Below are 14,497 nucleotides of genomic sequence, written 5' to 3'. Positions count from 1 at the left end.
GCTGTTGTCGCTGCCGAATTGTTTTGGCTGAATTGATTCGAGTGACAAATAAATTCACTTCTCAATTAAGAATGACTCTCAATAACGAGAAATGTTTTAACTGTTCTTTGATCTTGTTGACATCATGTTGTTGCGTTTTATAATCGCTTGTGTTGCTGTCGATGAGCGGCAGCAGTTCTCATACTGCTACGAAGGCCTCTCGCGGTGTTGTCCGTGACGAGTATCAATTTGCCTCAGCTTAAGCGCCTGAATCTAACGGCGGTTAGCAGTTTTAAAGTGCGTGAATCGCTCGCTTTGATACCTTCCCAAAACTACCAATTCATGACTGAGGAGGAGTTCTTGTGTTTGTGTTACGAAAGTCTATTGGTCTTGTCGCTGTTGTTCTTTCTCTCTCCTTTTCCATTTCGTCATGTGATCTGCTGATTGCGCAAGAGACGGATTCAACTTCTGCTGAGACAGTTCCGGGGGAGGAGCTACCTGATCTGGAAGAACGGCTACGTGCTGTGGAAGGTATGGAAAAAAAGGCTGGCGATGAAAAATTGAGTCTGCATGAACTGGTCAAACAACGCAAGTATGCAGAGCTGCTGGGACGGATCAGAGCGGGTGAGGATCCCAATTCGGTGGATGAGAAGGGGCAGACACCACTGCACGTTGCTGTCTCTAATTATCATCTTACGATCGCAATGATCCTGATTGAAAATGGCGCCGACATCAATATCAAGGATCAGCAGAACCAGTCACCCATAGATCTGGTCAATCAGGGAAACGACAAAGAGGATGCGCAGAGGCTGGTTTCGTTAATGCAAAAACGGGCTGCACTGGTCAAGGCAGGCAAACATAAAGTCGCACGGCCTCAGAAAACCCGCCCTGTTTCGGTCTGGCTGGAGCCGTTGAAAAAACATCATGCTCAACTTAAGAAAATCGATGAACGATTCAAGGCTCTGGGAGCCTTACAGAATCCGCCTCCGAAAGAGGATGTGAAAAAACAGGGGGAATTGTTGGTTAATGCCACGCAGTCAGCCTGTGCGTTTCTGGATCAATACACCAATACAAACCGGGGACCGCGGCGGGGTTTGCAGGAAGAGCGGCAACTGGTGCAGGAGATGCGGTCGATGGTGGAGCGCTCAACGATTATGCTCAAGCAGTTATCACAGTTGCAGTTACCCCAGGATGAAGATCCCAATTACGAAAAGCGAACGGCTCCATTTTTACAGGCGGCCGCAACGGATTACCTGAAACAGGCCGTAGCGAACCGACTGGAGCGAGAAGGATTAGGGGAGTTTCTTAAGGAAGAACATGTCGGACGGATGCAGGAGAAAACGGTCAAGCGGCTGGAACTGGACCTGCAGGGGTATTTCGACAAACAGCTGCAGCAACGGATTGGAATCCGGTTGAATGATTTGAAGTCTCTGAAAGCGGCAGCCCGGGCCAAAGTACGGTTTCATGTCAGGCAGGAAGTCGCCAAGTTGGTGGTAGATATTTCCAGTAATCGGATGGTGATTCGTTTGGCCCAGCAGATTGTGCTGGTTTTACTGGAAGAGCAACTCTGGCCGATGATCCGCGAATCCTTGCGTCCGAAAGGGAACCTGGAAGAGCGGACCCATGCCTCGGTAGACACGTTAATGGAGTCCTGCGAAGAATTAGTAGCGCTGAGTAATACCGACCCCGCAAAAGTCGATTTGCGCAAGGCGCGTCGGGTCTTCGCTCGTGCGGAGGGGCGATTGAATGCGATGCGATATCTTCTGAAAGATGCCAAGAGAGCCAAACGCAAGGATTTACTGGACGAACTGGAAATCGGACGAAATCTGTTGACACTGCGATACAACCTTGTTGCCTATCAATTCATGTTGACGCAAGATAACGAAGTTGTGGAGCAGGTCACAGACGAGAATACGATTATGAAAGGTCTACTGGAGATAGTCCGTTATCTCGTGGGGCATATTTCAGAATCTCAACTGGTGCTGCAGGGATCGAGTCGTACTGAGACTTCCTCTACATTCGGATTCAGTCCTACGGTGCTGGAGTTTGACCAGGAACGTTACCAGAGTGACAAACTCGGCACTCCCGGCGTCGTCATTGATCGTAAGCGGTATTATAAGGTCTGGGAAAAAGAATATGTGGTGCGGAACCAGATCAAAGGACGCACCATTTACACCTACCGGTTCTGGAGGCCCGCACGCGGCGGACAAATGATGCCGCGCCTTGGGAATCATGCCTGGTTATGTGGTATGACGCCTGGCAAACATGTCGTTCAGGCACGCGTGGTAACCCTGGACGGGGAAGTCTATGACTTTGAATATGAACTAAATGTCGATCCAGTCTCGCAACGAAATCAAGATAGTCTGAAGCGAGCTTATGATAAAGTAAAATCGGGGCGAAGCCGTTTTCAACGCGCGAATACCACACAGAAAAAGGCACAGGCAGCCCGGTACTATAGCAGTGCTTTGACTTCATTTATGTATTCGTACATGCGGAATGGTGGTGAGAAGAGTTGCCAGGTCGACAAGTATCTGGCCGAGTGCAACACTGTCGCCGACTGGCTGCTGAAAGCCGAAGAGGATCGGGGGCGAACGTTAGAGGCCCATTATATCAAAGTCATGGGGGCGATGTGTGAAATCTGCAGGCAGCAGGGGACGGCAGAGTCCTTTGAAAAAGCCAAACAGTATACGGCTCAGGCAGAAAATGTGCAGGCACGCCCCGGTCTAAAAGTCGAGCGGGCGCTGTCCACCTGTTATGGTGCGCTCAAAGATATGTCGGTGTCGATTTTTAACGACATTCCGCAGGGACGCCAGTACCATGAAAAATACATTCAGGCTCAATTGAAAGCCGGGATCAATCTGATTGGGATTGATTGGGTCCGCAGTGAGTTTCCGAAGCAGATTAAAGTGCCTGAGAAAACAAAGGAAGTCACTACGAAAGAGTGAGTGTCTTGTTCAAACAGTCAGGAGTGGTATGTCGTTCCTCAACGATTAATATTTGGGAGCTTCTACTTTGAAGAATCAGAAATTGGCTTTCATCATGTTTTGTGTTTGTCTGGCGATGGTTGCCGGAACAACGTGCAGCTACGCAGAAGAGCAGAAAAAACTGTCAGTAGATCTGGGGCCGGCCAGTTTTGTTCTAGATAAAGTCTTCTTTAAGGAGATTGATCCTGAACGGGACAAGGCAGAACCTAGAAAGCCAGGTGAACGTCGACGGCCTCCGCTCTGGTCTATTCCGAAAGAAGTCGCGCCGGGCGGAAATGGTACCTCTTATACAGCCAGATTCGCACGTAAACTGTGGCCGCGGCGGGTGAAGAAGACGCAAGCACAAAAGAAAACGGTCCAGGTCGAAGTGCATTATGAGTTTCCGGCCAGACTGGATTTTTCTCATCTGGTCAAACCGCTGAATCAAGGCTCAAGCACCCCATTGGTTGCCGCTTTGCTGAAGAACAAGGCCCGATTTGCGAGTCGCTTTAAAATTATCGGTGAGTATAAAAATCCGATCAGTCGGACTTCTCCTCTACAAACAACACATCGGATCAGCCTGGGATATGCCTGGTCGCCTCGCGATTTGCGTCTCGATGATCCGAATCTGCGACACCGCGATCCGATCATTCCTTTTTTCCAAACCGGGAAACAGGAAACGTATCAGGATATTTCCAGTGCGGGGCAGTTAGAATGGTTTAAGCAGCTTGGAATTAGTCTGGGTGAAGGTGGACAAGGGATAAACCCAGTGACATATCGGACCACGCACACTTATGTTCAGAAAACAGAGGGGAAACCGGGGGGAGAAGACGGTTTTACGCATGTGTTGAATGTTCCAGCTTCGAGTGGATTGATCAATGCGACGCAGATACCCCGACGGCGCGATTCCCCCTATTTCCTGGACATCTCGTTGCATATTTCCGATAACCTGGGGGATGAAGGTGGCGCGATTCCAGGGATGTTGATCAATACATACGATCTGACGCTCCGATACCGCCTGGCAGAATCCCCGGCCGAAGCAGTTGAACTGACCCTTCTCGATGCGAATACGGCACTGACTCACGAAGCATCTGATCTGCAGCTGCCATTGCAGATTGAGAAAGTCGATGAGCTGGAAGCCGAACAGCGAAACGAGCAACGCCAGAATCGGATCCATAAGCAGAAAGAAACCCTGGTCAAATGGGATCTCAAACGGAAAGGAGCCGTCGCCGATGGAGTGAGTCTGATGTTATTACGTGCCGAGGCGAAAAAACCGGGCAAAGTAGTGTTTCAGATTCCTGGAGAGTATGCGGGCCGATTGGACCAACTGGACGGTTCACAATTTCGTTTGCAGGAAACAAATTCGGGCAGTGCTGGCGACTTGAGCCGCGTGGAAGTCGAGACCGTCGAATTCGAAGGGAAGCATTATGCCTTTGCATTATATGCTCCCCCTGCAGATTTCTCGAAAATCTCAGCTGGGAAAAAGTCCTATTCCACCATTCAAATCGGCGAGCGGACGACACGGATGGAGTTCCGGTCGATTCCGGTTGAGGTTTCGATGCAGGAGATTAACGCAAGTACAACATCACAGCCAACGAAAAAAGAATTTCCGCTGATATTGGCGCGTCCCCCCGTGGTGCTGGTGCATGGCACGTATGATAATCCAAAAAATTGCTGGCAGACGAAGACCTCGCGCGGTCCTGCTTTGTTGCAGCGTCTTACCAACCGGGGTCTTGCGGTTTATACGGTTGATTTTGAATCGACCAATGGTCGAAAAGGGAGCGGTCCCAGCCGATTTGAAGATAATAAACGAGTGGTCTGGAGCAAAGAGCATGGCGGCATTGAACAGGCGCTGGAAGATTTTCGCGGCGCCTCGTTGAATCTGGCGGCGACCCAGGCCGATGTGGTGGGGCATAGTCTGGGGGGAGTGCTGCCTCGGGTGTATGCCTCTCCCGAATATAATGCCAGCTATAAACGCCCCGCCAATTTTAACAAGGGCGATATTCACCGGCTGATTACGATTGCTTCGACGCACCATGGTTCGGATATGCCGCGCGTGTTTCATGCGCTGCGTGCGATCAAAATCGGTGAAGAAGGCTTCTTTGATTATATCGCCTCACGTGGGCTGTTTGGATTTGCAGACTGGAAAACCGGACTCGATACCGGTGCGGCCCTCGATCAGATTCCGACCTCGAAAGCACTGCAAAAAATCGGCCCGACTTCGGTTCCTGCTCATGCGATCGGCCTGGTTTCCACTGCCGGCGACATGTATGACTTTGAAGCGAAATATCGAAATGAAGCCATCGCCGTTTGTGAAGTGTTTTATCAGCACCCGAAGATGCTGGCCAAGGTTTTCAATCAAGTCGAACAAAAAGAGGATGCAGAGCGACTACTGGATTTCCTGAAAACGCTCGATTACCGTCGCAACAAGGGTTTTCTGGGAGGGAACCTCAACGACGAGCAGGTCTTGATGCTGTTGTTCCGGGCAGCGGTGTTTGGAAATACCCAAAACGATTGTACGGTGCGACTGCAGAGTCAACTGGGGGGCTTAAGACAACGGTATACCTCAACCGTCTGTAATGTATTACATGGTTTTGCACCGCGCTATCCTGCGGTCCAAAGCAGGGTGATTGAGTTACTGACGGGACCTGCAGAGCTATTCGATCCCAAGGGCTTTCCGGCCGCGGGACAACCGCTGACGAACGTGTCACCGGGTGAAGCGGGCTCGAAACCCTGGGACTGGTCGAACGTGAGCCGCGGCGAGGCGATTGCACGTTCGAACATTGTCCCCGAACAGGCCGCAAGTTTTTCAGAGGTCGCCCGGGACACGGGGTTGATTATCGTGGTACGTCCCGTCAATCAACATGCAACAGCGCGGATTGCCGAAGGCGCGGCCACAAAGAATATGCGCATCAAAGGGAAAAGTGCCGACTGGGGACCGCAGAAAGGGTTTATACCTACCCAGCAGCGATTGAGCAAACTGGGACGACAGACCGCAGTCACCAAAGAGGAAATCGCGAAGTTTAACAGGCTGGTCCAAAGTTGTATTAAAGCCGGCGATGCAACCGAAAAAGTGTTGGATTACGACGATGCTCCCTATGCCGGCAAGCGGTTGATTGCCGTTAAACCAAGTGGCGCTGATGGACGGGAGCGGGTGGTGGTCGATATTGGTAACGGCCGCTATTATGATCCGGATGAAGATCAGGAATTAGTGGCTAATCAGTATGTGATCACGGAAAATGAAATCAAGGTTCTGGCCGATCAGAATCACCGACCATTGACAGCCGACTATGATCTGCTGGCGATTGGAACGCCCCGTGGTCCTCCAACAGAACGAGGACCACCTCCCCGCAAGCCGATTTATAAAGAAGGACAAACGAAACGATTTGACAAAGAAAGATATGGTGCCGTCTATCCCTGGCAGATTGAACTCATTAAAGAAATTAATTTTACAGTTGATCACGTAGGTGGGGATGTGGTCCATCACGGTCCGGAGAATCAGTACGATGGTTCGCCGGGCGTTGATTATCCCAACACTGCTTTTGAGCCGAATGGCCTGGTCATACACATCCCTCTGGCACCAGGGCCCAATCCTGATCGGTATCTTCAGCAATACTTTCGCGAAAAATTTGTACAAGGTTTTAATCTGGAGCCCAATGACGGTTGGGGCTGGAAACCCTTTGATCGGATGGATCAGTCCTGTGATTACACGGCCTCGCCCGTGGAACTCAAACCGCAGCCTGAGATTGTTGAGGCGACTCCCCAGCCTCAGACTCCCTCTACGGCAGCACCTGAAATGAAAGCGCCTGCCGAGGAAATGAAGTCGTTCTTTTTCCGAAATGTGGAAGCAGGCACAACAACGGTGGATCAACTGTTACAGGATGAAAAATGGGGCGAGCCGGTGAGACGCTCTCCGATGAGTGACGGCTCCGAACTGCTCGAATTTCGGGTGCGTGGCTATAAACGGGTGAATGTGGTGGTGCGCGGCGATCGTGTTCAGACAATCGATGTCACATTACCGGACGGCGTCACTCCCGAGAGCGTTGCCCAGATCTTCAAACTGGGAGAACCACGCGAGGGGGCACTGTCTGTTGTTGCAAAAATAGGAACGACCGTCTCAGCAGACTGGAAGGCACAGCGTTATAGTGCGGGGCGAGTTGTGTTGTTTATTGATGAATCGGGGGCGAAGCCGGTCGCACAATTAATGCGCGTCTATGCTTTGAACGTGATTCCAATGCAAACCGATGAGGCATCGTTGGTGAAACGGAGTCTACAGGGACAGAATGCGGAGAGTCGCCAGATTACGAAAGCGGTTCTGAATCTGCTGGCCACAAAGCATCTCCAGCCACAGGAACTGAATCAGGAAATCGCGCAGCGCTGGTTGCAGAACTATGTTAAAGCGCTCGATCCATTGAAGTTGTTCTTTTTTCAGTCAGATATCGATGAGTTTCAGAAACAGTCCGAACAGATTATAGAAGGTGCCGCTGAGGGGAACATCGATTTTGCTTACGACGTCTTCTATCGCTACCTCGAACGGCGTGCTCAGAATCTGAAGATCGTTCGAGAGTACCTGTCTGCAGAGCACGATTTCACACTCGATGAAGAAATTCTCAACCTGAAAAAAGTGCCTTACCCTGATAATGAACTGGAAGCTCGAGAAATCTGGCGTAAACGAGTGAAACTGGAATTACTTAAACGGAAGGCAAAGGGCTATGGTCCTGTGGAATCTCTGGAACGAGTGAAGCGACACTATGAATGTCAGTTTCAACTTCCGGAAAAAATTGACGATCTGCAGTTGCTGGAGTGGTCTCTTTCCGCGCTGGCGAAATCGTACAATGCCAATAGTACGTACTACTCTGCCCGATCGATCGGACGATTTCAGGACAATCTGCGCCGGCAGATTGTCGGAATCGGGGCGCAGCTTCAGATTGTGGATGGTGATACCGAAGTCGTTTCTCTTCCGGAAGGGGGAGCGGCAGCCCGGAGTGGGGCATTGAAAACCGGTGATCGGATAATCGCTGTGGCTGAAGGAGAAGGGGAATTCGAATCTGTTAGCGGATTAAGGCTGACGGAAATCGTAGATAAGATCCGCGGTAAACAGGGGACCGTTGTTCGTTTAAAAGTCATTTCGAGCCAGAAGAATCAGCCGACGGTAATCGAACTAACGAGAGATCAAGTTCAATTCGCAAGAATCCGCAGTACGATTTTGAATGAGCAATACGTGAGTGAGAAACGGAAAACACGCATCGGCTTTGTTTCGGTGCCCGCTTTTTATTCTGACAGCCGAGGTCCTTCAGGGAGAAGTAGTTCGAAAGATCTGGAAAAAATTCTGAAAGCATACGAAGCTGATGGCGTTGAGGCTCTGGTCCTTGATCTGAGAAATAATTCCGGGGGGATGCTGGCGGAGTCGTTCCGGTTTACAAGTTTATTCATCGGTCAGCGACCTCTGGTACAGACGAAAGATCAATCAGGGAAAGTTCAGACATTGAATGGAGTGAAAGTGAATTACCGCTGGAATAAGCCGCTGGTGGTACTGACGAATAAGTTTAGTTCGGGGGGCGCGGAGATCTTTATTGCTGCGATCCAGGATTATCGGCGTGGTCTGATTCTGGGAGACAGTACAACATACGGCAGTGCTTCGATTCAGAACAGCTTTGATATTGGTCGCGAATTGTTCAAACAGGACAAGCCTCCCCAGTTGGGGATACTGCAAATGACCACGCGGGTTTTTTATCGGCCTACCGGAGACGTGATTCATCTGCAGGGGGTGGTTCCCGATATCCAGATTCCTTCGTATTCGGAGTTTGGCAAAACGTTTCGGGAAGCGATGTCGGACACGCTGCATGTCGATCCGCTGCCTACGAAAACGGTTCCCCACGATGGCTATGTGAACCCGGAACTTGTGCGAACTTTGAGTCGTTCTTTTGAGGACCGCAGTGAAGATCTCATGGTGTTTCAGGATTATCTCGATCAACTGACCGAGTATAAGCGGCAGAGCAATCGCGCGACGACACCACTCAACGAGGAACAGTATCTGGCAGAGTATACGCAGCGAATTACGCCGAAATACTCATCCTGGAATGATAAAAACCAGATTGAACGCGATGCGTATTTCAACGAAGTCATGGCGATCGCATTGGAGTACACGCGGAAACTTGAATGGGTTGACGACTATCAAAAAGGAAAAGATGCTTTTGCGCGAAAACAATTTGAAACTGTCGTGACACATCTCAGTGCCGCCCTTGATGCAAACCCTGATCTGACAGATGCCTATAAGGGGCGGGCGAATGCCTATGCTGCGTTAAAACAGTGGAAGCAGGCGCTCGCGGACTACCAACATGTGAAAGGCGCTGGTCTGGAGGCGGTTGCGACCCGCGCTTCAGAAATCAGATCCAAATCCGAAACGATTGCTGACATCGCCAGGGGGGAACGACTGCTGGTTCTGGATGAGCAAGGCAAGTGGCTCTGGGTGGAACAGACGTCAAAGCAGAAAAAACAAGGCTGGATTCTGAAAGAGGATCTGCGATCCATTTATGAACCGAGTAAAACCACGAAACAGACACCGGCGCCTCCTCCCGCACCGGTTCCACAGTAAGTGTGTTTGTTTTCTACAAGTTCTGGAAATGTCGAGGTAAATACTGTCCTGTTTGTCAAACGCAGCTCTTCCCTTTTTAACTATTTCCCACAAAAACGATAAGGCAGAGCCGTAAAAGCCAGGCGAACGTCGGGGAGCCTCTGACTGGTCTATAGCGAAAGAGGTGACGCCAGCACCTCTCCCCCCCGTACCGGTTCCGTAGTGAGTAGAGCTGTTTATAGAGAAATATGAGAATGCGCGGGAACTACCGACAGCGTTGTTTCGTCTGATGGGTATGAAATGTCTCATTCCAATTCTGATTTTGTTGACCGCCTGTTCTGAAGTTGATCGAAACGAACCGGTAGATTCTTCTCAAACGGTTCCGAATACGCAGCTGAAATCACCATTTCAGGGACTCACCTTCGATACCTTAAATAATGACGAAATTCAGTCTCAGCCGGAGGTCGTTCAAACCGGGTTTAAGCAAATCAATGCCTGGCGGGGCGCGAAAGATTTTCAGAATGATTCCGACTCGAACGATTATTTTGTGTATCAAACGTTGAAAGCACAATTGAATTGCGATCAACTGCAGATCAGAAGCGTTGATCCTGTTCACGGCAGCCTCAGGTATGAGGCAAAGTGCCGCGGCATGCGGTATCTGGTTCAATACGACCTCAATTCCGTGCAGATTATGAATGTGATCAGGGAGTGAGCGATGCCAGCCGGTTTAGAATCGACGTCGAGTCGGGAAGACACATTGAAAATGCTTGATACTTCATTCCGGGGTGTCTAGACTGGAAGAGACCGAACGTTCTCCCCCCGTTCCCCTGATTCATCGCTCCAGATGAGTCGGGGACCCGCAAACTTATTTCATGAACAGAAGCCTGAACCATGCACCAGATCTCCCGACGTCTTTGTCTTTGTCTTTGCCTGTTGTTTGTTGTCTGTCTTACCGGTATCACTTGTGCGGAGGAGGAAGCGTTTGATGTAGAATCCAACCTGCGAGCCGGTGTTGCTAAGGTGGACATCACGCCTGCGGAAGTTAAACAGCTGGAAGTCGTCGGGCATCGTCGCAAGGTGACGGGCGTACGTGATCCTCTGCGGGCCGGTGTGCTGGTGCTGGATGACGGGCAGACCAAAGTGGCCATTGTGACGTTGGATTTGATTGGTGCGTATCGCGAACTTGTGGAGTTATCTCGCCAGCAGATTGAGAAAGCAACGGGTATCCCGGCGGCCAACATTATGGTGACTGCCTCTCACAATCACTCCGGGCCCGGCTTTGATGCCAAATCAGAGTGGGGGCAGGAACTGATTTTAAAACTCACCAATGCAGCAAAGCAGGCGGCGGCGAACATGAGTCCTGTAACTGTTGGCTATGGGGAAGACAAAATCGGGTTCAGTATCAATCGACGCAAAGTCATCAATGGACGGGCTGTGGTACGGCTCAATGAAGATGGTCCCAATGATCCACGGGTTAAAGTGCTGCGGTTCGACGATGGAAAATCGTTGACTCCAAAGGCGGTGCTGATGCATGCGGTTTGTCATCCCTGCTTTTTTACCTGGGGCGATAAAGGATCGACGCCTTATCCGAACGGGTATCCCAAAATGAGTGCCGACTTTCCCGGCGAAGCGCAGACGTTTGTGGAAATGTGCTACGGAAATCAGACCAGTTCGCTGTTTCTGCAGGGCTGTGCGGGGGATATTCGTCCCAATCTGCCTGGGTATCCCTATCGCTGTGCCGATGAAGCCGACATTCAGTGGGCGGGCCGGGATTTGGGAAGTGCTGTCGTGCGGTCTCTGTCTCGGAGTATGATCCGTGAAGAGTTAACCAATCGGGAAAAGTTTTATCAAATTCGCGTCGCCAACACTGTCGTTTCGTTACCCGGTAAAGCAGGGCGGATCGATGCGGAACTGCAGGCGATCAAAATTGGCCCCTATTTGTTGCTGACGATGCCGGGCGAGCCGATGGTGGAATACGGAATGAAGTTGGAAGCAGACATCGCCGATCGGGCGATTCCCATCATCGTGGGTTATGCCAACGGATACATCGGCTACATCGCCACAGCAGATTCCTACAAAGTCGGCGGCTATGAACCGACTCGGTCAAAGCTGACCCCCGAAGCAGAAGCCATCATTCTGACCGAGTTGAGCGAACTGGCTGATCAGGTGATTGGTGATGTCTTCGAATCGTTTTCCAAGCATCCGAAGGATGTTGAAAAACGGGAAGCGGCTGAAAAGGCCCGTGTTGGAAAGCCTTAAGTGCGATCTACAGTTTACATTAAAACTAGCAAAACGGGGAAAACTCTTTTCCCCATTGAAAGAAAATCTAACTGATGACCATGTTGAAATCTGTATTAACCTGTTGGCTTGTTGTTGTGTTGATTTCTGCAAATATGGTTCAAGCTGCCAATCCTGATAAAGATAAAAAAACGACTGCGGAGCGGCTGTATGATGCGGGGGTGCCTGAGACCGGTTTTCTGACGCTCAAGACAGAGAACTACACCGTTCCCCTGGATGCGGCCAGTGGTTGGACGATCGAGAAAATGTCCTAGAGGTTGTCTCATAACGTCAAAAAAAGTGAACGGTTTGGCGCGTCTTTTGCATGAAGTGTTCTCCTGAAAGGAGAATTTCTTATGTATATGACGCTGGTCTGGTGGCCCAAACGAAAACGGGTTTCCACAAAAACAGCGTCCAGGACGGAACGCCCGGTCGTTTTGACCGATAAACAATGGTCTTTAGTCGCAAAACTGTTTCCCTGGACTCCCCCTTCCAAAAAGGGAGGACGTCCAAAAGCCCATCCACGAGATTGCCTGGAAGGCATTCTCTGGATTTTGGTGACAGGAGCACGATGGAAAGATTTACCAAGAGAGTATCCCTCAAAAGCGACGTGCCATCGACGTTTCCAGCAATGGACGATCGAAGGGCGGCTCTTATCTGCCTGGCAAATCATCTTGGAACGAATGGATGATGCTGGCCAGATTGATTTCTCGGAAACCTTTGCTGATGGCACTTTTGCCTCGGCAAAAAAAGGGGTAGAAGAGTTGGCCCGACTCGTCGTGGCAAAGGCACAAAGGTCATGATTTTTGTCGATCGTCACGGGACACCTGTGGCGATCGACACAGAATCGGCCCGTCGTAGCGAAGTCAAGCTGATCGAACCGCTGCTTGAAAAAATCACATTGCAAAATCGACAACCCGAGCGACTTGTTTATGACAAAGCCGCCGATTCGGACTCGTTGCGCAAACGGCTGATGGAAAAGAATATCGATCTGATCTGCCCGCATCGAAAATCGAGAGTCAAACCGCCGACGCAAGATGGTCGAAAGCTTCCACGCTTCAAACGACGTTGGATTGTGGAACGCAGTATTGCCTGGCTCCACAACTATCGTCGCATTGTCACGCGCTGGGAATATCACGATTACCTCTACGAAAGCTTTGTAATTCTTGGGTGTTTATTTACACTATTAAAAAGGTTTTGAGATGCCCTCTATCGCGGTCATCAATTTGGTCTCAATAACGGCCATTACGGGACTGTGTTGCGGCCCAAAGGGGCTCAGTGGTGGGGAACCGGGCACAAAGAGGGGGGCCGGGAAGTGGTTCATCGGATCAAATTGATTGTGGATGGGAAGGACGTTCCCATCACGAAAACTGGGGAAACGATTACCGGGAAACGGATTGAGTTCATCAAGGATTCGACGATCTGGAAGTTCAAAGTTCGTGCCGAGATCATTCTGACCAACACAGAAATTTATGAACGAACGGAGATGGAAGCACTGGAAGTCTGTGATCTGGATTTACTCTATTACTTCATGCACTGCTTTCCACCTTCCACTACCAAGTGGATGGCACAGCTGCCGGATGGTTCAATCGAACAGGGTCCGCTCTCCCATTCTCAGAAAATGGCGGTCACCAAAGATACGACCTGGGTCGCGCAATACGATGAGAAAGATCAACTCGGCTTGTTATGTTACACGCCTCGCGTCATCGCCGGTAACAAAAGCGCGAGCCATATCTGGGACCTCGATCGTTATCACAAATACTACCTGCGGCACAATAACGGGCAGTCCTTCAAGAAAGGCGAGAAACTCGATTTCACTGTCGTTGTGAAGGCTGTTCCCAACGAAACCGGTGACTGGAAGGAAACAAAAGAGGCAGCGTCTCAATTGATGAAACAGTTTCCTGTTGTGGATTAAATCCTGAAACAAAGAAAACCTGAAATCAATGATTAATCCAGACTCGCTGATCTCCCATGCACCAGATTGAATTGAACTATAAAAAAGATCTAGATCAATGTGTTTTTACACAGCGCCAATTATGTGCAACTTATGTGTTATTTTCCTAGACGTTGCCCTAACGCGCAATCAACACACCAATCCTCGCTAATAGTATGGTATAGCCTGCCAGATAGCGTTTCTTAAATTGAATTGGTCTATGCAAACTGGGAGAAACCGGGGCTAACGCCCTGCGGCTAATAAGTCATTCCGGCTGGCAAAGTCCCCCAAAGAAATCAGCCGCAAGGCGTTAGCCGCGGTAAAAAGCACTCCCTTCATGACACAGCAGTTGATTGCCTCGATCTCAATGGTTCCATAAGCAAACCGGACGGCAAACAATATCAAAACCGTGCTAATGAAATAGAACAGATTGTGGTTGTAGAAGAGATCAAGAGCGAGCGGCGAGAAGTCGAAGCAGTCTTATCGGCCTCCTCTCAGAAATGAAATATATGACCAAGAGCAGGGGATCGAAGATAGTTCGCTGATATAGAAAGTGCAGAATCCGAAATTTGTTTAAATTGTTTTTTTTAAATATGAATGACAGTCAGAATTTAAAAATACGAAAAACGTTTCTTCAGGGCGTTGTTTCCAAATAATGATTTATTTTTGATTCGTGTATTCACTTCTAACGAACCCTCTTTTCCTTTCCGTGTCTTCTGATATCAGAATCCCTAATCATTTTTGGGAGAACGCATAATATACTGGGAACGT

The 14,497-nt window shown here is 49.8% G+C and carries 8 protein-coding genes; all 8 read left to right on the top strand.

From position 1 onward, the window contains the following. Positions 1 to 347: 347 nt before the first annotated feature. The 8 genes from Pan241w_RS15860 to Pan241w_RS15825 all read left to right on the top strand — a co-directional run bounded on the left by Pan241w_RS15860 (position 348) and on the right by Pan241w_RS15825 (position 13,708). Positions 348 to 2,924, top strand: a complete 2,577-nt coding sequence (locus tag Pan241w_RS15860; RefSeq protein ID WP_145217723.1) for an ankyrin repeat domain-containing protein — start codon at positions 348 to 350, stop codon at positions 2,922 to 2,924. Positions 2,925 to 3,018: 94 nt separating this feature from the next. Next, positions 3,019 to 9,537: an alpha/beta fold hydrolase gene (locus Pan241w_RS15855; RefSeq protein WP_232107168.1), complete on the top strand. Its 6,519-nt coding sequence runs from the start codon at positions 3,019 to 3,021 to the stop codon at positions 9,535 to 9,537. A gap of 256 nt (positions 9,538 to 9,793) precedes the next feature. Further along, positions 9,794 to 10,228 carry a hypothetical protein gene (locus tag Pan241w_RS15850; RefSeq protein WP_197999956.1) on the top strand — a complete coding sequence of 145 codons (435 nt, stop codon included), beginning with the start codon at positions 9,794 to 9,796 and terminating at the stop codon, positions 10,226 to 10,228. A 179-nt stretch (positions 10,229 to 10,407) separates the two neighbouring features. Next, positions 10,408 to 11,775: a hypothetical protein gene (locus Pan241w_RS15845; protein ID WP_145217717.1), complete on the top strand. Its 1,368-nt coding sequence runs from the start codon at positions 10,408 to 10,410 to the stop codon at positions 11,773 to 11,775. 74 nt (positions 11,776 to 11,849) lie between these two features. Next, positions 11,850 to 12,068 (top strand): hypothetical protein, encoded by a 219-nt coding sequence (locus tag Pan241w_RS15840; protein ID WP_145217715.1) that lies wholly within the window; start codon positions 11,850 to 11,852, stop codon positions 12,066 to 12,068. A gap of 81 nt (positions 12,069 to 12,149) precedes the next feature. Then, on the top strand, positions 12,150 to 12,596 hold the full coding sequence (locus Pan241w_RS15835; RefSeq protein ID WP_145209666.1) for a transposase: 447 nt from the start codon (positions 12,150 to 12,152) through the stop codon (positions 12,594 to 12,596). Further along, a complete protein-coding gene (locus tag Pan241w_RS15830) occupies positions 12,593 to 12,994 on the top strand; it encodes a transposase (protein WP_145209663.1) in 402 nt (133 codons plus the stop codon). Before Pan241w_RS15835 ends, Pan241w_RS15830 begins: the two co-directional genes overlap by 4 nt. A gap of 54 nt (positions 12,995 to 13,048) precedes the next feature. Continuing rightward, the gene (locus Pan241w_RS15825; protein ID WP_145217713.1) at positions 13,049 to 13,708 is read left to right on the top strand and encodes a hypothetical protein; all 660 of its coding nucleotides are present in this window, start codon (positions 13,049 to 13,051) and stop codon (positions 13,706 to 13,708) included. Positions 13,709 to 14,497: the final 789 nt, after the last annotated feature.

The organism is Gimesia alba (assembly GCF_007744675.1).
Classification (GTDB): domain Bacteria; phylum Planctomycetota; class Planctomycetia; order Planctomycetales; family Planctomycetaceae; genus Gimesia; species Gimesia alba.
The sequence above is the reverse complement of the archived record's forward strand: the minus strand, read 5'-3'. Positions and strand labels throughout refer to the sequence as shown.

Excerpts from the sequence above, each read along its gene's own strand:
- Pan241w_RS15855 (WP_232107168.1), top strand. The coding sequence starts at position 3,019 with ATGTTTTGTGTTTGTCTGGCGATGGTTGCCGGAACAACGTGCAGCTAC.
- Pan241w_RS15845 (WP_145217717.1), top strand. The coding sequence starts at position 10,408 with ATGCACCAGATCTCCCGACGTCTTTGTCTTTGTCTTTGCCTGTTGTTT.
- Pan241w_RS15840 (WP_145217715.1), top strand. The coding sequence starts at position 11,850 with ATGACCATGTTGAAATCTGTATTAACCTGTTGGCTTGTTGTTGTGTTG.
- Pan241w_RS15835 (WP_145209666.1), top strand. The coding sequence starts at position 12,150 with ATGTATATGACGCTGGTCTGGTGGCCCAAACGAAAACGGGTTTCCACA.
- Pan241w_RS15830 (WP_145209663.1), top strand. The coding sequence starts at position 12,593 with ATGATTTTTGTCGATCGTCACGGGACACCTGTGGCGATCGACACAGAA.